This is a genomic window from Flavobacterium sp. C4GT6 (assembly GCF_036347315.1).
In the GTDB taxonomy this organism is placed as follows: domain Bacteria; phylum Bacteroidota; class Bacteroidia; order Flavobacteriales; family Flavobacteriaceae; genus Flavobacterium.
On the sequence record NZ_JAZGZU010000017.1, the window covers coordinates 1 to 23,269 of the forward strand.

Sequence of the window (23,269 nt, forward strand, 5' to 3'; positions counted from 1 at the left end):
TGTAGAGAAAGAGTTTAAAGCTCACTTCTCACTGAAGAGATAATATTTTTAACAAACTATAAAACAGAAAAGGCAGCCAATTGGCTGCCTTTTCTGTTTTATAGTTTAATCATTTCTTAATATATCATGAACTCTCATTAATACTGTATCATGGTAAGTTTGTACTACTAAACATTCTTTGGGATGAATACTAAGTATAAACGCTTTTTACCACTACTTATACTGGCTGTTTTTGTATTGCCTTTTAACCTTCAATACACTTCGGGTGATTATTATACGAGTGAATTTCGGGATATTATAATCACATCTGTAGATAATTTTAATACACAATTAAATACTTTAGAGTATACTGCTTCCCTTTATCGAAGGGGAGAAGCATCTGTTAAGAAAATAAGGCAACAGTTAACTGCTACCCGTAATAGTTTTAAGGAATGTGAATACATACTTGAGTTTTATTACCCTGAACATGTAAAAGCTTATATAAACGGTGCTCCGCTTTTACACCCTGATCCGCTTCCTGTAGATGACAAGGTTGGCAAAAACTACTATGGTATGAGTCCGGCAGCCTATAAAAACAGTATGCCTTTGGATAATCTGGAAGCAGGGCATTACAAAGCTATTCCTACAATAGTAGAACCTGTAGGATTACAGGTATTAGACGAGTTGCTTTTTCTTGAAGACAAACCCGATGGTGATAAGGCCTATAAGCTGGCTAAGGAGGTAAGGGATTCTTATCAGGTTTTGGTTAGTGCTATTAAAAGACGTGCATTTTATTATGATTTTGAAGTACTGGAAGCCTGTCGACTTGAAGTTGTAAGGATTATGGCTAGGGGGATAACCGGGTTTGATACACCGGGTTCATTGAACGCTATGGAAGAGGCAGCTTGTTCATTACGGGGAATAGAGCAAGCATTGCAGCCTTTACTTTTAAAAACTAATGAAGGATTAAGAAATGAAATTGAACAGCTTTTTGAAGAGTCGGTTTCTATTTTGAAAAAGAGGAGATCGTTTGAAAATTTTGACCGACTTACCTTTATAAAAAATTATATTAATCCCCTATACGGTAAGCTTCATGAAATGCAAACAGTATTAGGTATTAAAACGGATGCCGAAATGAAAAGCTATACACCATCGTGGAATGCTTATAGTGATAACATCTTCTCTGAAGATTTTCTTAACCCGTATTATTACAGTCTGCTTAAAAAAGAGGATGATAGTGAAGAATTGCGTAAACTTGGAGAACAACTGTTTTATGATACCCGATTAAGCAAGAACGGTAAAATGAGTTGTGCTACCTGCCATAAGCCCGAACTTGCTTTTACCGATGGTTATAAAACATCGATGGCCAGTATGGAAGGTAAAAATGTATTGCGTAATTCACCCACTTTAGTCAATTCGGTTTATGCCGACAGGTATTTTTACGACTTAAGAGCATACGATTTGGAAGAGCAGGCAGAACACGTAGTGGAAAATCATATGGAGTTCAATACCAGTTTTGAAGAAATAGTAAGTAAACTGAATTCCTACCCTGAATATAAAGTACAGTTTAGTACAGTGTTTAAAAATACAGAAGCTGTTAACAGATATCAGTTCTCTTCGGCATTAACCTCTTATGTATTATCGTTACGTTCGTTTAAGAGTGATTTTGATTTGTACATGCAGGGAAAGAAAGATAATCTCTCTAAAGATATAAAAGCAGGTTTTAATCTTTTTATGGGTAAGGCAGGGTGTGCAACCTGTCATTATCCGCCAACATTCAGCGGATTGGTTCCCCCATTGTTTAGAGAAAACGAGAGTGAGATACTGGGCGTATTAAAACATCCTGATACACTTATGGTTGATACCGATAGCGGGCGTATAAGCAATGGTATTATTGATGATAACCAGGAAATATACAGAAACTCGTTTAAAACGGTAACTGTAAGGAATGTGAAACTTACGGCACCTTATTTCCATAACGGGGCTTATGAGACTTTGGAACAGGTTATAGCATTTTATAATGAGGGAGGTGCTGCAGGTAAGGGACTGGACTACGAATTGCCATATCAAACCCTTCCGCCGGATAAACTGGAACTGAGTAAAAAGGAGATAAAACAGTTAATTTCCTTTTTAGAATCACTAACCGATAATCCTGCTTTATCTAAAAAATAAATACATTATCTGTCGCGCATTAATATAGTATATTAGTGTTTTAAGCGAAAGTTAAGATTTGAGCCAATTATGTAATAATTATTACATGGTTGGTTTTGTTGTTTATTTAGAGGTATAGATATTAAAAAAGTGTCATTTTTCTACTTTTTATTGTCATTTTCAATGTTAAGAATCACTTTAAGTGTTTTTAGGTGAAAATGAGCACATTGCAGTCTTAAAAATCTTCATGTTGGCTTAAAGTAAACTTAAGGATTTCCAACAGCCCTTAAGGAATAGTGAAGCTAATTTAGCGGCAGAATCTATTCATTAATTTAAACCAACAACAGCAGAAATGAAAAAAAGTTTACTTTTTTTGAGTTTTATGGTGTCTTTAATAATGAGTTTTGGCCTACAGGCACAAACCATTCCGGGAGACTCCATAGTATACGGACCCATGATGAGCCCTGTATACAATAACTCAGTAAGGGTTTGGGTTTTAACCAAAAACAACACCGGTTCGGGAGATGAGCTTTCCATCTCATTTACCCAAAACGGTACAGAAAACACTCCTCTTACAGGTACGGTTTACAATTCAGATGACAGGTTAGGTTACAGCCTTAGGTCTTTTGAGTACACCGGTCTTACAGAGGGAGCAAGTTACACGGCTCAGGTACTGGAAAACGGTACGGCATCGGGTCGTGAAACATCAATCACTAACGGACAGAATATCCTTAGCGATTTTGAATTCCTTTCTGGCGGATGTGGCCGTATATATGACCTTACCCGTTGTATAGATCAGCCGGAAGCTGAATTCCATTTTAATGGTACTCCTACTATGTTTAATGTGATGGCAGAAGAGGAGAGTGACCTTATGGTGTGGCTGGGTGATGCCGTTTATCTTTTAGGGTTACAACACGCTATGGGACAATGTCCTGATGGTGTGGACGACTGGGCTAACAAGGATATGGCTTTTGACCGTTACAGATTCTTCAGGAATTTCCATGACAGTTTAACTGTAGCAATGCCACAGTTAGCTATTACAGACAACCATGACCTGGGTCCAAATGAATTTAATAAAACGCTTCCTACCATTGGCGAGATGCGTGAAATATTTATGGACTGGTGGCCTAACCCGGAGTATAACAGTACACCTGAAGGACAGGGGTTATTCTCATCTTATGTGTATAAGGATGTAGAATACTTTTTATTGGATAACCGTAGCTACCGCGACGGTATATCGCAGCATTTAGGTCCAGATCAGCTGCAATGGCTTAAAGACGGACTACTAAACTCTACAGCTACGTTTAAAGTACTTATAAACGGTACACCTTCGTTTGAGCGTAACTGTGGCGGCAGGAACTTCTGTAACACAGTGCAGTCTCAGGAGTTAATCAACTACATTAAGGATAACAACATTAACGGAGTACTTTCTTTAAGTGCCGATATCCATGAGCAAAAGTTCATGATAAGGGACGGTGATGTAAACTATCCGTTATACGATGTGCTTTCGGGTAACATTAATTCAGATGTAGGTAGTGGTAACTACAACATTAACTATAACAGTAATTATATCCTTACAGGTGTAAAACAAACTTACCTGAGGATAAATGTTTATGGTGATGCAGACGACAGAAGGATGAAAGTAGAGTATGTAGATTCGGTAGGGCAGCCTTACTTTGAGACAATCATACACGAAGATATGCTTACCAGCCAGAATGCCGATGCGCTTAAACTGGAAATGGGTATTGATAACTCTATTCTTGACGTATCTGACTACAATCATACAATTAATGCAGAGAACTATGCTTTTGCAGCCGACAGAGATAATGTGGCTAACGGGGCTTTACAGTTTGGTGCAACAACAAGCGTGAGCATACCTTATGCTACGGCTTTTGATATGAACAACCGTCCGTTTAGTTTAGCATTTTGGGTTAAACCGGAGCAGTTTACTTCAACAGGTTCTGTAATATTCTCAAACGGTGCAGAAGGACAGGGTATGTCTTTAGGTATCAGCTCTAACGGTAAGCTAACCTATACAGACCACGCTACAGGTACTACACTTTCTACAGAGTACAACCTGCTTGTAAACCAATGGTCTTACATTGTATGGAAATACGATAATGTAAAAAGAAAACTATCAGTATACTATAACGGATTCCTAATCCAGGAGTGGAGCAACATTATTACTCCAATAGCTTCAGAAGCTGATATTACAATAGGTAACAACTTCCAGGATAAGAAATATATTGGTTTATTAGATAAACTTAATCTTTACGGAAGAATTATTTCTGATGAGGCTATTATGGAAGAGGCTGATTTTGAGTCAACACGTGGTGATGTGCTTAAACTGGCAGGTGCTCAGGAAATGCTTATTCCTTCAGAAGTGGTAAACGAAGTTTTAAGTAATGACTTTACTATTGAGTTTTGGGGTAAACTTACTTCAGATCCGGGTAATAACTTCAAAATCATAGCGAGCAACGGTAGGGTAAACAACCTTACTACAGGTATATCTTTTGAGTTTCCTGATAACAACCAGCTAAATGTGGTTGTAGGTACAAACGGTTCGGGATGGAATACCATTTCAGGACAGGGTGATGTATGGAGTGTAGGAGAGTGGAATCACGTAGCCCTTTCGGTTACTAAAAACGGTACCATGACTTACTATGTAAACGGACAGGAAATAGCTTCGGCTCCGTTTGGTGAATATATCCCTAATGAGTTTGGTTTAGGATTTGGTTACAGTCCGTATTATGGTAGTGCTGTACAAACAGAGCTTGATGAGTTCCGTATTTGGGAAAGAGCACTTACTGCTGATGAGATCAATCAGCAAATGCATTATCACTTAACAGGTGAGGAGGAAGATCTTGCTATTTATTTTGACTTTAGTGCTGCCGATGAGGATGAGGACAGCTTTATTAGCCTTGGTGCTGTAGAGCAGGAAATATTCCTTAACGGAGGCGTGTTTGCTACAGCAACTTCTCCGGTAAGTGTACTTCCGGAAGAGTATCAGGAAGTAGTTACAGGTAAATGGAGCCGTAACAATAATATCAATAACTTAGGTTTAACTTTCCCTAATAACATTACAGCTTATAACAGTAACATAGTTATTGGTAAACAAAATATTGAAACTACTGCAGTTGTACCGGGTGATGAGGAAATGACTTACCTACAGGGAGGATGGAGAATAGATCCTTTAAATACTCCTTTTGCAACAGTAAAAATAAACCTTGAGGAAAGTATAACAGACTACGAAACTATAACGCAAACAGCCGGACAGTTCTATCTACTTAAACAGGAAGAAGGATCGGAAGAGTTTGTAAACGTTGCTGAAGGTAGCTTTGATGGTCAAAATGTGACGTTCTATAACGCTAACCTTACCGAAGGTACATATTATGTAGCATGGTCGGTAGCTGAGTTTGTACCGGGTAGAGGTGGTGCTTTATCACTTACCGGTGGTCATGACGCTACTATTCCTTATGCTGAAATGAATCCTATTATGGAGGGAGCATTTACACTTGAATTCTGGGTAAATGTAACTCAGGATCCGGGTAATAACGATAAATTGCTATCTAATCACGGTAAGATAAACGGTAACTCTACAGGTTTCTCTCTTGAAATGCCGGATAACAATACCATATCTGCAGTATTTGGAACAAATACAAGTGCTTGGAACAGTATTAACTCTGGTACTCCTGTAAATATTGGAGAGTGGAATCACGTTGCAGTTACGGCTTCTCCGGGTGGTATGATTAAACTTTATATCAATGGTGAGCTTAAGGGTGAAAATGCTTATTCTGATTTTGTTACTAACGAAAACTGGGATTTTGCCTTTGGTAAGAGTATCAATTATGGAGGGCAGACTTATTCTATGATGGATGAGTTCCGTATATGGGATCACGTTAAGACAGAAGCAGAAATTGTGGAGCAAATGCACATGATTCTTGAAGAAGGTCAGGACGGATTATTATACAACTTCAACTTTGATCAGGAAGATAACGGTACGCTTGAAAACGCAGGAGGTACACAAACTACTGTGGTAAGTTATACTAATGCTTCTATTGTTAATTCTACAAGTCCGGTATCTGTAGTGAACGAAGAGTTCCCGGATCAGGTTACAGGTAACTGGAGTATAACAAACGAAATACTAAACGGTTTATATGTAAATGGTGGTATTACTAACTACACACAAAACCTTGTTGTTTCACGTAACAATAACAACGAAGTACTGCCTCTTGGTGAGGATGACGATAACAAATACATCTCTGGAGGTTGGCATTTAAATGCCCTTAATATGAGTGTTGCTAATTTAGAAGTAGACCTTGCAACAGTAATTGAAGACTTTGCAGCGGTTAATGCTACGGTAGCACAGTATTCATTAATTAAAGGTGATCCTAACAGTACATACCAAACTGTAGCAACTGCTACAGAAGAAAACGGTGTGGTTGTTTTTGAAGATGTAGACCTTGCAATAGGTAACTACTATCTTGCTTTTGAAATAGACCCGGCTGCTGCTATTATAGCACAGGGAGGTGTACTTAGCCTTGGAGCAAATCATGATGTACAAATACCTAAAGAAGGTGTTAACGCAGCACTTTCGGAAGAATTTACAATTGAACTTTGGGCCCGTTTAAGAGAACCATCGGGAGCTAATAAAAAACTTGTAGGCTTTACCAGTTTTAACGGCGGCAACTACGGTTGGGAAATGGAGTTTTTAGGAAACCAAACACTTCAAACCATTACCGGACAGGGTCCAGGTGGCGGATGGAACACATTAAACTCTGACCATGTTTGGGGAGTAAACGAATGGAACCACGTTGCTGTAACATTTATACCTAACGGTGAGTTTAAGTTCTATGTAAACGGCGAACTTGTAGACAGCATGCCGGTAGGCGAATTCCAGCCAAACTCTAATAACCTTGCTTTTGGTAGAAACCTTTCTAATGATGCGCCAACAAGCAGTGATATAGATGAATTCCGTATTTGGGATACAGCTAAGACTATCGATGAAATACGTGAGGACATGTACCTTACTATAACCGATGTTACAGATAATCTTGTTTACAACTATACATTTAATCAGGACGATAGCGGTTACTTAGTAAACAGCGGTTCTCAAGTTGTAGAGGTAGCTTATACTAATGCTTCAATCCAGCCGGCTACAAATCCTGTAAGGGATATGGAAGCTCCTTTCCGTAATGCGGTTAAAGGTAACTGGAGTGTTATGAATGATAATGGTAACGGTATGTACCTTACTAACGAAGTTGAAAGCGTTAACAATAACGTAGTTATAGGTAAGGAAATTGGTACAGATGTACTTCATGCCTTAAACAATACAGAAAATGATACTCTGTATATAAACAGCCGATGGATGCCAAATACTTTATTTATAGATAATACTTCGCTTAGTGTGGATGTTTCTAAAGTGTTTGAAAACCCTAACGACGTAAACACACTTGCAACAACTTACTTCCTTTTAGCGGGTGATCCTGCTACAGAGATTAACGTTGTGGCTACAGGTACTAAACTGGGTAGTATAGTAACATTTACCGAGATTCCTCTTGATGGTACTCCGGTATACCTTGCATGGTTAGAGAGTTCTACTGAGTATCCTGTGGGTAACTTCCCAATTGCTGCTCAAAGCTTATGGAAGTACAACGATAACGGCGTGGACCTTGGTACTGAATGGACAGCGGTTGAATATGATGATGCCGACTGGATGTTTGGTAACGGTGTATTAGGTTATGGTGACGGTGTTGAAGCTACAACGCTTAGTTATGGTGAAGATGCTAACAACAAATACCCAACATACTATTTTAGACATACGTTTAATGTGGAAGATGCTTCTCAAATAGGTTCGTTATTGTTCCATACATTAAAAGATGACGGTGTTGTGGTATATGTAAACGGTGTTGAGGCTTTTAGAACTAACATGCCTGAAGGTGCTGTTACTTACAATACTTATGCTTCTTCGACAGTAGGTGGTGAAGATGAAACTACTTATGAACTAGTTGAAACGGCTAACTTACTTCAAAACGGTACTAACGTAATTGCGGTAGAGCTACACCAAGCTTCTGCAAACAGTTCAGATCTTGGTTTTGATATGGAGGTTAACTTTAACCTTCCTCCGCTTGATCCGGCTTCATACCCGCTTCCAAAAGGAGAAACTTGGGCTTATCTTGATAACGGTACCAGCCTTGATAATAGTGAGTGGGGTACGCTTACTTATGATAATAATTCATGGGATAGAGGAGAAGCACCACTTGGATATGGAGACCCAATGAAAACAACTATTTCTTATGGTCCTGATTCTTCAAACAAATACATTACATACTACTTTACAAGGGATATAGAAATTAACCTTGCAGATGTGGCAGATAATGTAGAGTTTGGATTAAGAAGAGACGATGGTGCTGTTGTTTATGTAAACGGTGTAGAAGTATTTAGGGATAATATGGCCGAAGGTGACTTTGACTATTTAACTACATCTGCCTCTACAGTAGATGGTGCAGATGAGAAGAGATACTTCGCTCACATACTGCCTAAAACAGTATTCCAGGAAGGTGTGAACAGAATTTCTGTTGAGATGCACAACCGTGACGGACAAAGTTCTGATATCAGTTTTGATATGTATATTAAAGATGCTCATCAGGAAATGGAGGTTTGTGATGAAGAACACATTGCGTGTTTCACTTCTATCAACCCTACAGGACAAACATCTAACCTGATAATATCTGAAGACCACAGGTTCCAGTTATTATTCAAACAGGGAGAAGCCTACATGGACGGTTCGGGTAACGTACCGGGTAACAACGACTTCTCTGCTTATGTGGCAACAGACGGAAGTAGTGAACTAGGGCATTTATCTGTAAACCATGAGAACACTCCGGGTGGTGTATCTATGCTGGATATTCACTTAAATACAGACAATCAGCTTTGGGAAGTAGACTATTCTCAGCCGGTAGACTTCTATAACAATGATCTTGTAACTACTACAAGAAACTGTTCGGGCGGTATTACACCTTGGGGAACAGTTATTACTGCCGAGGAAAATACAGCTTCAGGCGATGCTAACGGTGATGGTTATGATGACGAAGGTTGGTTAGTGGAAATAGACCCTGTTACTGCACAGGTTATGGAATACGGTAACGGTAAACAGGAAAAACTTTGGGCTATGGGTAGAATGAATCACGAAAACGTGGTGATTAAAGCCTATGGATCAGCAGCTTACTATGGAGAAGACGGTGGTACACACTGTGTTTACAAATTTGTACCTGATGTACCTGGTAACCTATACTCGGGTACTGTATATGTACTTCACTTAGATCTTCAAATGTCTGATAACGAGCCAAGCTCTGCTAAAGCAAGATGGATTCAGGTTCCTAATACAACTCAGGCAGACAGAAACAATCTTAATACAGTAGCCGCTTCTGTAGGTGGTACTAATTTTAACGGTGTGGAAGACTGTGATATCAGTCCGCTTGATGGTAAAATTTACTTCACTGCAAAAGGAAGAAATCGTATTTACAGATTTACGGACCCTGCAAGTGTAAATGATACTATTACCGACTTTGAAACGTTTGCCGGAGGTATGTCTTACGACATTGAAACTGCAAACGGAACAGTAAACGAACAATGGGGTGATGGTAACGATAACCTTGTGTTTGATGATAAAGGTAACCTTTGGGTATGCCAGGATGGTGGATTAAATTACATTTGGGTAATTCGTCCTGACCATTCTCAAAATGAGCCTAAAATTGAGTTATTTGCGTCTATGCCTGCAGGTTCTGAGCCAACAGGATTAACATTTACGCCCGACTTTAAATATGGTTTCTTCTCTGTTCAGCACCCTAACGGTGGTAATGCTCCGCAACAGGATGCTACATTTAACGATGTAACCTTTAACGCTTCGGCTACCGTAGTGTTCTCACTTAATGAATACTTAGGTGCTCAGGCTCCTATGGTTGATTTTGTTGCAGATCAGGTTGAGGTTGAAGAAGGTGAAACAGTAACGTTTACTGACCTTAGTACCAATAACCCTACAGAGTGGTCTTGGACGTTTGAAGGTGGTGAACCTGCTACATCTACAGAGCAAAACCCAACAGTTACTTATGCCGAAGCAGGTACTTATGATGTAACTCTTATAGCAACAAACGTTGCCGGTAACCAGTCGCTTACCAAAGAAGAGTATATTATAGTTGAAGAGGCTCTGGGTATAGATACTCCAAATCCGTTAAAAGACATAGTAAGTCTTTACCCTAACCCTACAAACGGTAAGGTAACGGTTGAAATTAACGATGAAGGTGGTAAAGATGTAGTTGTTGACGTGTATGACCTTGTAGGAAGAAAAATCACTACAGTTAATGCACAAACTACAGGTGGTACTCAAACCATTAACTTAAACCTAACTCAGCTTCAGGGCGAGCAGGTGTTTATCATCAATGTAAAAGTGGGTGATAAAACAGGTACTTACAAAATGCTTAAAGTAAACAGATAGTACACACATAATTTTATGAAAAGGAGGCCGGTAGTAATACCGGCCTTTTTTATTTTATTGATTTGAGTAATTGTTTGATGGATATAATATGCGAGTACAAAACTACAGGAACAATTATAGCCGGTAACCATACATATGGGAAATAGGTTACTCCTATATTTGGTTGGTTAAAAGCCAGTTTCTGGAATGGAGTAGGAGCACTTAAAATGGCTATGCTTACAATGTTTATAAGTAGGGTTAGGCAAATGATATTCCATCCTAAAAGGTATTTACAATTAAGCGCTTTTTTAATAAAAATAAAGTAATAGATGATGGGTGCGGTAATACCCGAAATGATATCAAAGTTGTATCCTTCAAAAGTCATGAGGTGAGGTATTTCCCCGTTTTTATATAGACAGAATAATAGTAACTCTACTGGGATACGGATAATATGGAGTATTGTAAGCCATTTAAGTAAGGTACTAATTCTGTCTTTTGAGAGTGATTTTCCAATCCCTGTTATAACAGCAAATAAGACTCCGGGAGCAATTAAAAATATAAAGTGTGGCGGATATCCTTTTGTTTCACTGTAAAAGCCTTTAAAAGCCAGTATTGTAGTTAAAATCATCCATAGAGATATGATTATGAGTGTTTTTATACTTTTTGTGGCTTTGTATAAAAAGAATACGGTAAGTACTGTGGTTATAATAAATGCTATTGCAGCCGGAGTTGAAATTTGTACCATAATAAAGTGTTTACAATACAAATTTCTGTTTAAGTATTTGTTAGGTTCTTGACAAAAGGCAAGAAATAAGTTTTACAGTTTACCTCTTAGTCTGCTAAGGGTACTATCGGTAATACCTAAATAAGATGCAATGTGTTTTAATGGGGCATATTGTAATATTTTAGTATCGTTTTTTATAAGTGCTTTGTAGCGTTCTTCGGCAGTTTTATTTATCATACCATAGTTACGTTCTTTAGACTTTATAAAGTCTTTTACTAATATGGCTCTTCCAAAGTCACGAAACTCGGGCTTGTTATGAAAAAGAGTATTAAGTTCACTGTACGATAACCTGTACCCACTGCAGTTAGTTACAGCCTGAATATTAGTCTGAGAAGCTACTCTGTTAAAAAAAGAAGTAACCTCAAAAACCACATTATTTTCTTTATGGAAATCGGTAGTTATCTCGTTACCATCAATATCAAATAGAAAAGTTCTCATAAGTCCTTTTTCAAGATATAGGTAAGTATCACTTATCTCATTTTGATGAAGGAGGTAATCTCCTTTGCTGTAGGTAACGGGTTCAAATGCCGCTGAAATAGTAGTTGCTTCTTTTTGAGATATAGGGATGGTTTGTTTTATAAATCTTATTAATGCTTTGCGTTCCATTTTAGGTAGTTTAGATTTGAAGTATAAATATAGTAATCAAAACCTAAACAGTATTTTTAGATAATAGCATAAAAAAACTCCGGCCTGAGCCGGAGTCTTTTTTCACTGAAAACAATATAATGCTAATAACCTAAATTTTGTTCTAGTTCATCTGTAACATCCATTGCCTGCTGAGGTATAGGGAATACCCTTCTAAATGGCTGTGTTGCAGCTTTTGCTGTATAAGAAAGATCGAATTTACCGAAACGTACCATTTGTGGTCTTCTTTTCATTTCCCAGTAAAGTTCAAATCCTATTTCTTTGTATAAAATATCGGCATCAATAGATGAGATAGCTGTACCCGGAACATTTCCGAAAAGGGCTTCTCTTGTTCTTGATGTTCTAAGCATATTCATATCTGCAAGGGCAGAACCGTTATTTCCTTTACGTAAGTAAGCTTCGGCTCTCATGGTATAAATACCTCCTAAACGATATAACGGGATATCAACATTGCTCGATCCATTACCTTGTTCAGGGTCGTACTCAAACTTAAAGATACGTACACCACGGTTAATCTGATCCTGAGCAAATACTGCCTGAGAAGGGTTATCAAAATTAAGCTCAGGAGTAAACACCATAGGAGTATTAGAACTTTTCTCCATGAATAACTGAGATACTTTAATTCTTCCGTCGTCTGTCATTTCAAAACCACCCGCCTGAGTAAGTTTAGGACCGTACTGCTGACCGAAAAGTAATCCGCTGTTAAAGTGGAACCAAGGCAGGTCGCTACTACCCGGTACAAGATCTGAAGCCGGTACGCTAACATCGGTACCATCGTTCATAAACCATGTACCATCGCTGTACTGGTATTTTCTTGAAAACCTTGGGTCATCATGATTACCATCCCAGCTTGCAAAAAACTCAGGAGTTGTACATGCACCGTTAGTACCCCTGTTAGCAGGTGAAGGTCTTTGGTTACGTGCCACACACATATAACCAAGGTCGTTATCACCGTTACGGATGTTGTCTATTTTTTGTACTACTGCAAAAATGTGTTCCTGACCTCCTGAATTATTGATAGAGAAGTTATCAAAGAAGTTAGGGTTAAGACTAAATTTACCAGAATCGATAAGAAGAGAAGTATAGTAAATTACCCTGTCCATATCAGTACCGTTACCATCTACAGCAGTTTCGTTAAAGTTGAAAGAAGAACTCGCATTATAACGATCTTTATAAACAGCACGATTAAGGTACATATCAGCAAGAAGGGCATAAGCAGCCTCTTTTGTAAATCTTCCGGTATGAGTTTGGTTTTGACCAAGCTCGGCTAAATCAGGGATAATAGCTTCTACATCTTCTATAAGTCCGTCAATAGCATCAGCTGCCTGTAGTATTTCAACAGGAGCATTAACATTAAGAGGATCACGATAAGGAGCCTGTCCGTAAAGGTCTAAAGTATAGTAGGTATAAAATGCCAGTAGTCCTTTTGCTTCTGCAAGAAACATTTCTTTATCGGTAATATCACTTTCATTAACAGCTTTTATTGCGGTTAACGAGCGGGTAATACCACTGGTAAGCCTAGTCCAGTTATCTGTAACAACAGCACTACTTGGAGTCCAGGTAAACTCGTGCATTGTACGCCATTTACCACCGTCACCCCAGTCACTACCACGGGTAGGCAAAAGTGCTATATCAGTAGTATATTCCTGCATGGCAAACATACCGCCGTTATCTACAAAAGTTCCGTCACCTAATCTGTCATATGCAGCTGCAAGTGCACCATCTACGCTATAAATATTTTCATCTAATACTTCATCAAGTATCACTTCATCCAAGTCTGTACAGCTTGCTAAAGTCAGGGTAGCAAGTGCTACTGCTATACTCTTTACTGTAAATATTTTATTCTTTTTCATTTTTTATAATTTTAGAGTTGCACCTAGAATAATTGTTCTTGCACTAGGATAGCTGGAATAATCAATACCCAGTGACTGGTTACCTCCGCTTGCTTTTGCACTGTTAATTAGCGGATCATAACCACTATAATTTGTTATTGTAAACAGGTTTTGACCTGTTACATACAGGTTAAGTCCCTGTAGCCAGTTGATGTCGTTAATTTTAAAGTTGTAACCTAAACGGGCTGAGTTTAATCTTAAAAAATCTGATTTTTCAAGATAAAGGGTAGACAGTAAAGGTGCATTTGCAGGGTTAGCTCCGGAGTTGTAATAATCAGTAGCCGTATTCCTGTCTGATGCAAGGTTGTTAATGTTAAGTGCATTTAACCCTGTGTTGTTTACAAGGTATCCGCCTGTTTGTCCAATGATAGAGAAAGAAAAGTCGAAGTTCTTGTAGCTCATCTGGCTGTTAATACCATAAGTAAACTTAGGCAGTGCACCTTCAATAATTACACGGTCATCTCCGGTAATGGCACCATCACCATTTTGATCTTTAAATATTTCGGCACCGTTTTCATCAAATCCTTCGTGTTCAATAAGGTAAAATGAACCTGCAGCATATCCGCTTTTGTAGATGTTTGCTAATACTCCCGACTGACCAGGGCCTGATATAGTACCCGATAGGATTTCTGAAACAGGAAGGTTTTTCACTTCGTTGTCAAGTGTAGCTCCGTTAAAATCAACTGACCATTTAAAGTCACCGTTGTCAACTATTTTAGAACCTAACATGAATTCAAAGCCTTTGTTTACAATTTCTCCGTCAATATTTACCCAAATATCCGGTGTTGGACTAAGTAGTGGAGAAGGTATGTTTAGAATAGCATCGGTAGTAGTCTTGTTAAAGTAATCAAGAGTACCATATAATTTACCATTCCATAAGCTAAAGTCGATACCTAAGTCAAACTGAGTAACAACTTCCCATTTTAGGTCAGGGTTTGGAGTTCTGAAGAATGTTAAACCATTAACAAGTCCAAGATCATCGTAAAGGTAGTAACCGTCTCCGCCACTAAGAGAGTAACTCGCTTTAGTGATTTTGTTTTGTACTTCCTGATTACCGGTTTGTCCCCAGCTTGCTCTAAGTTTAAGGTTATCTATAGCTTTAGTCTCTTTAAGGAAACTTTCCTGAGAAATTACCCAACCTCCAGCAAACGACGGGAAGTAACCATATTTATTATTTTCACCAAATCGGGTAGAACCATCGGCTCTCATCGAAGCAGTAACAAGATATTTTTTATTGAAAGCGTAGTTAACCCTACCGAAGAAAGACTGTAGTTCATTTTCCTGAGCAAAACCATTTACACCTGTTTGATGACCTGAAAAACCTGGGTTATCTGCAGGGTTTATACCTACTCCTTGCTCATCAATACCTTCTATACTAAAGCTTGTTCCTGATCTTTGGAATTTCTGATAAGAGAAACCACCAAGAATTTCTACCTTATGGTTGTCATTAAACCAGTTATAAGTTAGGTAGTCTTCAATAAGAGCACTTTTTGACTCAAGGTTACCCTGAACGTATTTACCAATTTGGTTAAGGTCGGTTACGTTTGGATATATTGTAGTATTTCTTTCAGACATTGAACGGTCTACACCAACGTTAAGCTTATAGTCTAAACCTTTAGCAAGCCTTAAAGAAGCTTCAAAGTTACCTAATACTCTTATTGTACGTGTTTCATCATCATAAATACTTAAAAGGTAAGCAGGGTTATAATGCGCATTCATGTTAAAGTTTTGGTATTCACCGTTTTCGTCAAACACCGGTTGTGTAGGGTTTGCCATAAGAGTGTGAATAATAAGCTGTCCGTTAGAACCACCGTCATCACTGGTAGGTACACCGTTATCTACAGTTTCACTGGCAGTAAGGTTTGCACTAACGCGTAAACGCTTGTCAAAAAACGATTCGGAAGCATTAATTCTTCCTGAAGTACGCTTAAACTTGCTGTTGTTTACTATACCCTCCTGGTCCATTTGTCCAAGTGATACATAGTAGTTACCGGTATCGGTTTGTTTTGAGAAGGACATTACATTGTTTTTAGTAACGGCGCTTCTGTATATTACATCCTGCCAGTCGGTATTTCCACCATGGTCAAAAGCAGGATCTGTAAGCGCATTTCTGTATTCGCTGGCAGAAAGTACATCAAGTTTTTTTGAAACTTTAGAGAAACCTAAGTAAGAGTCTACCGTGAAACCGGCTTCGCCTTTTTTACCCTTTTTAGTAGTGATTATAACCACACCGTTAGACCCTCTTGCTCCATAAATTGCAGCAGCAGAAGCATCTTTAAGTACACTTATAGATTCAATATCACTTGTGTTAAGGAAGTTAAGCGGGTTTTTAGCTCTTGAGCTACCAAAACCTACATCCTGTCCACCAGGGCTGGCATCATCATTAGTAAGAGGCACACCATCTACAACAAAAAGGGGAGTACTACCACTTCTTATTGAGCCCACACCACGAATGGTTACATCCATTGGAGCACCCGGCTCACCGCTTGACTGAACAACCCTTACACCGGCAACTTTACCCTGTAATAACTGATCGGCAGAAACGTTAACACCTTTTCTGAAGCTTCCTTCTTCAAGTTGTGTTACCGATCCGGTAAGGTCGGCCTTAGTTTGCTTACCGTAACCTACTACTACAATCTCGTCAAGTTCTGAAGCGTTTGATTCCATTTGTACCGAAATGTTATTTCCGGTAACAACAATATTTTGAGTTTTATACCCTATAAAAGATATTTCAAGAGTTTTTCCCTGAGCTACCATGATTGTAAAGGTACCGTCCATATCAGTAGATACTATGTTTGTAGTACCTGCTTCCATAACAGTAGCACCAGGTAACGCCATTCCGTTTTCATCCAGTACTTTACCTTTTACAGGTTGTTGTACTTCCGATAGGTTTTTATCAGCCGCCTGTTTTTTAATAAGTACCAGTTTGTTGTTTATACTGTAAGTAAAATGAGCCTTTTTAGAAAGGTCATTTAGTACTTTTTCTACCGCTGTAGCAGAGTATGATACTGTATAAAGAGTTTTGTCTTCTATGATGCTTTCACCATAGCTAAACTTGTAGTTAGATTGCTCACTTAGAGTTGAAAAAATAGTCACCAGGGTTGCTTTTTCTGTTTTAAAGCTTACCTTTGGCGGGTTATTTAACACGCCTGCCTGACCGACTATAAAGGTCAGGAACATTGTCACTAAAAAAAATGTGTTTTTTAGCTTAAAAGAAGTAAATTTAGAATACATGTTTTAAGTTATTGGTTTTACGATGGCTTAATTTTATATAAGACCGTAGTTGTTCGCACCAACTGCGGTTTTTTTATTAGAGCTGTGTTTTACTTAGTAGTTTTTATTATATCGTCATAGGCTTTAAATTTTTGATTTGTTATGTAGTTTATTTGTTCTAAAATGCTGTCTAATGATGCTTTATTTTTAATGTAAACTGTTAGTCGGGTATTTAGTATTTCATCTTCCTTAAGGTCTACTGATACGCCATACTTATAACGAAGCAATGTGAATACCTCTTCCAGTTTTACATCATTCAGTTCTATATCCTCTTTGTACCAGTCGGCTAAAATGGTTTGTGATGCAAATTGCTTGGTTAATTTGTTGTTGTTATAAACTGCTTCTTCGTTTGGTAACAGGTCAACGCTTTCTCCGGCCGATGATACATTTACCTTACCGGTAACTACTGTAACATTACAGTTCTCTTTGCATAATTTTATATGGAAAGAAGTACCCAGTACTTTGGTTTTAATATCTCCTGATTTTATAACAAAAGGATGCGACGGGTCTTTAGCTACTTTAAAAAAAGCATTTCCCTGTAATAGAGTCACATTACGCTCATCTCCTGTAAAATTTTCGGGGTACGTTAGCTGTGAGTTAGCAGCCAGGAATATGGTAGAACCATCCCCTAGCTTAATGGAATCCATAATGTTTGTGGTTTGTAATGCCAGCATTTTAGCCTGTGGGTCGTTTTTCAGAAAGAAAAAGACCCCGGCAGCGGCTACTACACAGGCGGCGGCTGAATATTTAAGGTAGGTAGGCCATAGCTTTCTTACTTTAGTTTCGCTGTTAATGCTGTCGTTTATTTTATCGTATATAGTATTATTAACATCATCCTTATTGCCCATAGTAGTTTCGTCCCAGTTGTTATTATGGGAATACTCGTGCTGAACAAAGTTTTCTAACAATTGTTCTTCTTTTTGAGAAGCGGTCTTATCTGTACTTTTTTCGATAAGGTTTTCCAGATAATGTTTTACTTTTTTAATCATCATAGTTTAATTCGTCTATAAGTACCACAGGGAGTAAATAGTACTATTGTGAATTATTACGATATTGTTAAAGAAAAGTTAAGAGGAAGTATAACAGTAAAGCCGTGGCAAAATCCATGTTTTTCATCTCGGCTCTAAGTTGTTTAAGGGCAGATGTTATTTGGTTTTTTACGGTTTGTTTGGATAGTTGTAGCTGGGTGGCAATCTGTTCTATATCCATTTCCTGAATTTTATACATCATCAGGATCTCTTTTCTTTTCTCGGGTAGTTTATCCAGTAATGAATAAAGCTTATCTAATAATTCCTCGTCTATTGAAGTAATATTTTCTATAAGGTAATTTTCAAATTTCTCTTCGGGTATGCTTTTGTCAAAGCGGTTATTGCGATAGTGTTTAAATATTTGGTTTTTTGCTGCTCTAAAAAGGTAATTTTCTATCGAATTGATTTCGAGCACACTTCGCCTTTCCCAAAAATCGATAAAAATATCCTGTACGATATTTTGGGCAAGGTCGCGGTCCTGGGTTATCTTAAAAGAAAAAACATAGAGTTTCTCCCAGTATGCAGTATATATTTTTTCAAACTCGGCAGTACTTTTCATTTGTTTTACAGAGGGGCTGTATAAAAACGCTAAATAAGAAAATGTAAACGCACAGTAGTTTACTTGAAAGTTATATTTTAATTAATTCCTTATACAGCTAATTTGCTGATACTGATGTGTAAAACGTTTTCGTAAAATTTTGATTTGTTTTTGTTTAAATAACAAAGGCTTAATATGGCTTTTATAATTTGCGCCACATTACTTCACCATAATTATTTTCAACCATGAAATTGTTACTTAAACCAATTCTTTTTGGTATGCTTGCTGCTCCGCTTTTTAATGCTATAGCGCAGGATAACAATACACATATTAATAAAATACAGGTAATAGGATCACATAACAGTTATAAAATTGCAATCGAATCAAATTTACTGGAAGCCCTTGCAAAGCTGGATACCACAAACTCTGTATACGGACTGCAGTATGAACATATCGCTATAGAGAAACAGCTGGATATGGGATTAAGAAATCTTGAAATTGATATACATGCTGATAGCAAAGGAGGGAAATATGCCCATCCTAAAGGACTTGACTTTGTACCTCCTGTTGCTCCTTATGATCCAGATGGTGTTATGATGAAACCGGGTTTTAAAGTTTTTCATATTCCGGATATTGATTTCAGGTCACAGTGCATGACCTTTGAAGACTGTCTTACCAAATTAAGAAAATGGAGTGAGGCACACCCTGATCATGTGCCTGTATTTATAACTCTTGAACCTAAAGACGGAGACATTACCCGTTTTGCTACACAGCCTGAAAAGTTTACTGCCGAACTTTTTAATGAGATGGATAGTGTATTGTTTAATGTACTGGGAAGGGATAAAATAATAACTCCCGATATGGTTAAAGGTAATTATGCCACACTGGAAGAGGCTGTACTACATAATAACTGGCCTAAACTAAAAGATGCCAGAGGCAAGTTTCTTTTTGTATTAGATAATAATAGTGAGAAAAGGGATTTGTACATAGAAGGACATCCGTCATTAAAAGGGCGTGCTGTTTTTGTAAATGCCGAACCGGGCACACCTGAAGCTGCGTGGTTATTTAGAAATGAACCTAATACCGATACTGATATTAATGACCTTGTTAAAAAGGGTTATATAATACGTACAAGGGCTGATGCCGGTACTGCCGAAGCCCGAAATAATGATTATACCCGTTTTGAAAAAGCCTGTAATAGTGGTGCACAAATTATTACGACCGACTATTATTTGCCAAGTAAACTATTCAAATCATCTTATCATATATCATTTAAAGACAACACATTTGTGCGTTTAAATCCTGTGACAGGCAATACCAAATAATATTTCTATCGTTTTTTTCAAGGCAGGGCACTCCATTTTGGGGTGCTTTGTTTTTTTAGAAAAATCATTATTAAAGGTGAAAAATATATTTTTTATAAATGAAGCCTGCTATGATTATGTTTTTTGTAAAAATGTTCTGATTTTTAATAATTTAATAATTTAAAAAATAAAATTAGGTAATACAATTCTTATATTTGGAAATGTTAAAAAAAACATAAAATTTAAAAGAATAATCAAACTACCGCACATGAGACATTTTAAAAACATAAGTTACAAAGGCCCCCTGCTACTAGTGCTATGTTTTTTTCTTTGTATGCCTCTTTGGGCAAATGATAATGACAGTTGTAGTAAGACTGAATGTGATTCTATTATTCACAAGGGAGTAGAGAATTCAAAAAAAGGCAACTACATCAAGGCGCTCGAATATTTTACAGTAGCCAGAGAAATGGCTGTGAATGAAAAATGGGATAACGAAATATACAGTGTTCTATTTAATATGGGATTTGCTTATTATTCTATGTTTGATGATGGCGAGGCCTTAAAATATTTTTTAGAAGCCTACAATATTGCTGTAACTCAAAAATGGATTGTAAACGAATTGGAGTGCCTTAATAATATAGCTAACCTTTATACTCGTGAAAAGATGTATGATAAGGCTATTGAATATTATACCAAATCTTCTGAAAAAGCTGAAGAAGAGAATATAGAATCACATGTTGGGCTTCCGTTAATGAATTTAGGGTATATATACAATCGTTTAAATCAACCCGAAAAAGCAAGACCTTATTTACAGCAAAGTATAAAATTACTTGAAAATGACTTTTTGTTATCTGCTAAAGTGCTTTTGCTTGAAAACGATTTGCTCCTTGGCGATGTTCTCAAGGCAAGAAAAGGCGCATGGGATATGTATAATAAAGAACCTAATGTAGGTAAAAATGGACTCGAGATGTTTTTATGGATTATTATTTCAAAAACATATTTTAAAGAAAATCAATATGCTCAGGCTGTGTCTTATGCGCAAAGGGCACTTAACAGTGGAAGTGATCCCGAGTATAAAAAGATGATATTTAAACTTATGGCTGATATATATGAGAAAAGCGGATCATACCATAATGCTCTTCGCTATAAGGATTCCATATTTGAAGCCGAAAGAAAGTTAAATGAGCGTAAAAACGGAAGGATGTTTGAAAACAATCGCGTTAAGTTTGAAATTCAAAACTATAAAAACCAGCTTTATGCGAAAGAGGAAAAGCTATCTGCCGAAAGAAAGACCTTTTATGCCATTATTGTAATAATATTTGCTGTGGTTGTGATACTGATACTGGTTTTTAGGCAAAAAAAGATTATAGCCGAAAGAAACCGTAACATTACCGAGCTTAATCTTGAAAAGGAAAAAAATCATAATCTGGAGCTTGAGCGCAAGGTTACAAAAGCATTATTGGAGCAGGAAAGGCTTAATAATGAGATAGATGCTAAAAACAGAAAACTGTCGGCTAAGGCATTATACCTTTCTGACAGGAATGAGATGATTGAAGAGATTGTGACCTACCTTTCTAAAAGACCAAAGTTGGTTAAGGACCAAATATTAGCCAATCACGTAAATTCGCTTAAGGCATATTTAAGAGCCGATAAGGAGTGGGATAACTTTATAAGACATTTTGAAGAGGTTAATCAGGGCTTTTTATCAAGGCTTAAAGAACAGCACCCTGATTTAACGGTTAACGATATACGATTCATAGCTTATATATACATGAATTTAAGCGTTAAGGAAATTGCAACCATTTTAAACATAACCATAGTTGCTGCAAAGAAGCGAAAAGAACGTTTGGCAGCTAAAATGGAAATCTCAAAAGAAACGGATATATATAGTTATGTGTCAGGTGTTTAGTTTTTAATGTCTCCCAAATTATTACTTATTGTCCCTTTTTTTGTAAAAGGATAATTGATCCCCTTTAAAAAATACTCTTGATTTTTAATTAATGTTGTGACGGGTAAGGTTGGGCTACCAGCTTGACAGTCTCAATATAAGAAGCATGTTGTTTACCTAAAAATAAAGGTATTGCTAAACTAGTTGTTTCCTTAAGTGAGTAATTAGTTATAAAATAATATAACGGTTTGCGATTCTTGTTTTTAGAAATCCTCTGGTGGGACGGGAGGTAGATGTAACTGGTTGTTCTCTTTTTAATCTGCCGGAGGTAATTTTATTTACAGATACTTTAAAGAATAGTTTCTGTTAAAGCTTAAAATATATAAAGTAAAACAAACAGATTAATCATTTAACACCAAAATTGCCTATGATGTAGAAACAAAAGTTTTAATTAATTAGTAATTATGTTAGCGTAAACCCTGTATTTATCCAATACAGGGTTTTTTTGTTACGAGGTTTAAAAAAACAAAAGCGGCTGTATAGCCGCTTTTAGAATTATATATTTTATTGCTTTTAAAGCATGTTTAGCCTTTTCATAAGTTCGGGCCTGTTGGCTCGGCTTACCGGAACCACATCCTTACCAATTAGTACACTATTATCCTCTATATCAATGATTTTCTTGGTATTAATGATGTAGGTGCGATGTACTTTAAGGAATAATGATGAAGGAAGCTTTTCCTCAATTTTTTTTAAGGTAGAGTGTACCGTATAGTTTTTGGTTTCTGTTTTTATTAGGATATAATCGCCTTTAGCCTCAACAATATTAATGGTAGGTATATCTATTTTAATAAGCCTTCTGTCAATATTTACATAAAACTCATTTGCGGTATCTACCGGTTGTTTCTCATCTGGAGATGCAGAAACCATAGGTGCAGTATGAGCCTCCTCTTTTTTAGCTTTAGCTTTTTTTACCGCTTTCAGGAAACGTTCTTCTGTTATTGGCTTTACCAGGTAATCAACAATACAATCGTATTCAAACGCCTCAATGGCAAAGTTTTTATCTGAAGTTACAAGTATAACAGCAGGAGGGTTTTTAATGGTTTTAATAAAATCAAACCCTGTAAAATCAGGCATGTGGATATCAAGAAAAATAAGGTCGGGTTTAGTCTCTTCCTCATTTAAAAATTTCATGGCCTGTATGGCACTACTAAATTCACCGGTTACGTTAAGCTCCGGATCTTTTGTTGCCATTTGCGAGATTATAGTTCTTGCTAATGTTTCGTCGTCAATGATAATGCTGTTCATATATGTCCC

Annotated in this window: 11 protein-coding genes; 4 read left to right on the forward strand and 7 right to left on the reverse strand. The window is 37.3% G+C overall.

Annotated features, from left to right (window positions below):
• Window positions 1–183: 183 nt before the first annotated feature.
• Window positions 184–2,151 (forward strand): cytochrome-c peroxidase, encoded by a 1,968-nt coding sequence (locus V3Z67_RS15940; RefSeq protein WP_330444259.1) that lies wholly within the window; start codon window positions 184–186, stop codon window positions 2,149–2,151.
• 331 nt (window positions 2,152–2,482) lie between these two features.
• A complete protein-coding gene (locus tag V3Z67_RS15945; RefSeq protein ID WP_330444260.1) occupies window positions 2,483–10,624 on the forward strand; it encodes a LamG-like jellyroll fold domain-containing protein in 8,142 nt (2,713 codons plus the stop codon).
• A 49-nt stretch (window positions 10,625–10,673) separates the two neighbouring features.
• Here the strand turns inward: V3Z67_RS15945 and V3Z67_RS15950 are convergent, their stop codons facing one another.
• The 6 genes from V3Z67_RS15950 to V3Z67_RS15975 form a co-directional block, all read right to left on the reverse strand.
• Window positions 10,674–11,348, reverse strand: coding sequence for a hypothetical protein (locus tag V3Z67_RS15950; protein WP_330444261.1), 675 nt, complete (start codon window positions 11,346–11,348; stop codon window positions 10,674–10,676).
• Between the two features lie 72 nt (window positions 11,349–11,420).
• Window positions 11,421–11,993, reverse strand: coding sequence for a Crp/Fnr family transcriptional regulator (locus V3Z67_RS15955; protein WP_330444262.1), 573 nt, complete (start codon window positions 11,991–11,993; stop codon window positions 11,421–11,423).
• Window positions 11,994–12,115: 122 nt separating this feature from the next.
• Entirely contained in the window at window positions 12,116–13,885 is a 1,770-nt protein-coding gene (locus V3Z67_RS15960; protein ID WP_330444263.1) for a RagB/SusD family nutrient uptake outer membrane protein, read from the reverse strand.
• A 3-nt stretch (window positions 13,886–13,888) separates the two neighbouring features.
• A complete protein-coding gene (locus V3Z67_RS15965) occupies window positions 13,889–17,158 on the reverse strand; it encodes a SusC/RagA family TonB-linked outer membrane protein (RefSeq protein ID WP_330444264.1) in 3,270 nt (1,089 codons plus the stop codon).
• An 89-nt stretch (window positions 17,159–17,247) separates the two neighbouring features.
• The gene (locus V3Z67_RS15970; protein WP_330444265.1) at window positions 17,248–18,189 is read right to left on the reverse strand and encodes a FecR family protein; all 942 of its coding nucleotides are present in this window, start codon (window positions 18,187–18,189) and stop codon (window positions 17,248–17,250) included.
• A 64-nt stretch (window positions 18,190–18,253) separates the two neighbouring features.
• Window positions 18,254–18,784 carry an RNA polymerase sigma factor gene (locus tag V3Z67_RS15975; protein WP_330444266.1) on the reverse strand — a complete coding sequence of 177 codons (531 nt, stop codon included), beginning with the start codon at window positions 18,782–18,784 and terminating at the stop codon, window positions 18,254–18,256.
• Window positions 18,785–19,008: 224 nt separating this feature from the next.
• Between V3Z67_RS15975 and V3Z67_RS15980 the strand changes: the two genes are divergently transcribed.
• Both V3Z67_RS15980 and V3Z67_RS15985 read left to right on the forward strand, forming a co-directional pair.
• Window positions 19,009–20,088, forward strand: a complete 1,080-nt coding sequence (locus V3Z67_RS15980) for a phosphatidylinositol-specific phospholipase C1-like protein (protein WP_330444267.1) — start codon at window positions 19,009–19,011, stop codon at window positions 20,086–20,088.
• Window positions 20,089–20,335: 247 nt separating this feature from the next.
• Window positions 20,336–21,976, forward strand: a complete 1,641-nt coding sequence (locus tag V3Z67_RS15985) for a tetratricopeptide repeat protein (protein ID WP_330444268.1) — start codon at window positions 20,336–20,338, stop codon at window positions 21,974–21,976.
• A gap of 552 nt (window positions 21,977–22,528) precedes the next feature.
• On the opposite strand, the gene V3Z67_RS15990 is transcribed toward V3Z67_RS15985, so the two are convergent.
• A complete protein-coding gene (locus V3Z67_RS15990) occupies window positions 22,529–23,260 on the reverse strand; it encodes a LytR/AlgR family response regulator transcription factor (RefSeq protein WP_330444269.1) in 732 nt (243 codons plus the stop codon).
• Window positions 23,261–23,269 lie beyond the last annotated feature (9 nt).

What these genes read in the sequence shown, in the direction of transcription:
- V3Z67_RS15940 (WP_330444259.1), top strand. Translation starts at nt 184, where the DNA reads ATGAATACTAAGTATAAACGCTTTTTACCACTACTTATACTGGCTGTT.
- V3Z67_RS15945 (WP_330444260.1), top strand. Translation starts at nt 2,483, where the DNA reads ATGAAAAAAAGTTTACTTTTTTTGAGTTTTATGGTGTCTTTAATAATG.
- V3Z67_RS15950 (WP_330444261.1), bottom strand. Translation starts at nt 11,348, where the DNA reads ATGGTACAAATTTCAACTCCGGCTGCAATAGCATTTATTATAACCACA.
- V3Z67_RS15955 (WP_330444262.1), bottom strand. Translation starts at nt 11,993, where the DNA reads ATGGAACGCAAAGCATTAATAAGATTTATAAAACAAACCATCCCTATA.
- V3Z67_RS15960 (WP_330444263.1), bottom strand. Translation starts at nt 13,885, where the DNA reads ATGAAAAAGAATAAAATATTTACAGTAAAGAGTATAGCAGTAGCACTT.
- V3Z67_RS15965 (WP_330444264.1), bottom strand. Translation starts at nt 17,158, where the DNA reads ATGTATTCTAAATTTACTTCTTTTAAGCTAAAAAACACATTTTTTTTA.
- V3Z67_RS15970 (WP_330444265.1), bottom strand. Translation starts at nt 18,189, where the DNA reads ATGATGATTAAAAAAGTAAAACATTATCTGGAAAACCTTATCGAAAAA.
- V3Z67_RS15975 (WP_330444266.1), bottom strand. Translation starts at nt 18,784, where the DNA reads ATGAAAAGTACTGCCGAGTTTGAAAAAATATATACTGCATACTGGGAG.
- V3Z67_RS15980 (WP_330444267.1), top strand. Translation starts at nt 19,009, where the DNA reads ATGAAATTGTTACTTAAACCAATTCTTTTTGGTATGCTTGCTGCTCCG.
- V3Z67_RS15985 (WP_330444268.1), top strand. Translation starts at nt 20,336, where the DNA reads ATGAGACATTTTAAAAACATAAGTTACAAAGGCCCCCTGCTACTAGTG.
- V3Z67_RS15990 (WP_330444269.1), bottom strand. Translation starts at nt 23,260, where the DNA reads ATGAACAGCATTATCATTGACGACGAAACATTAGCAAGAACTATAATC.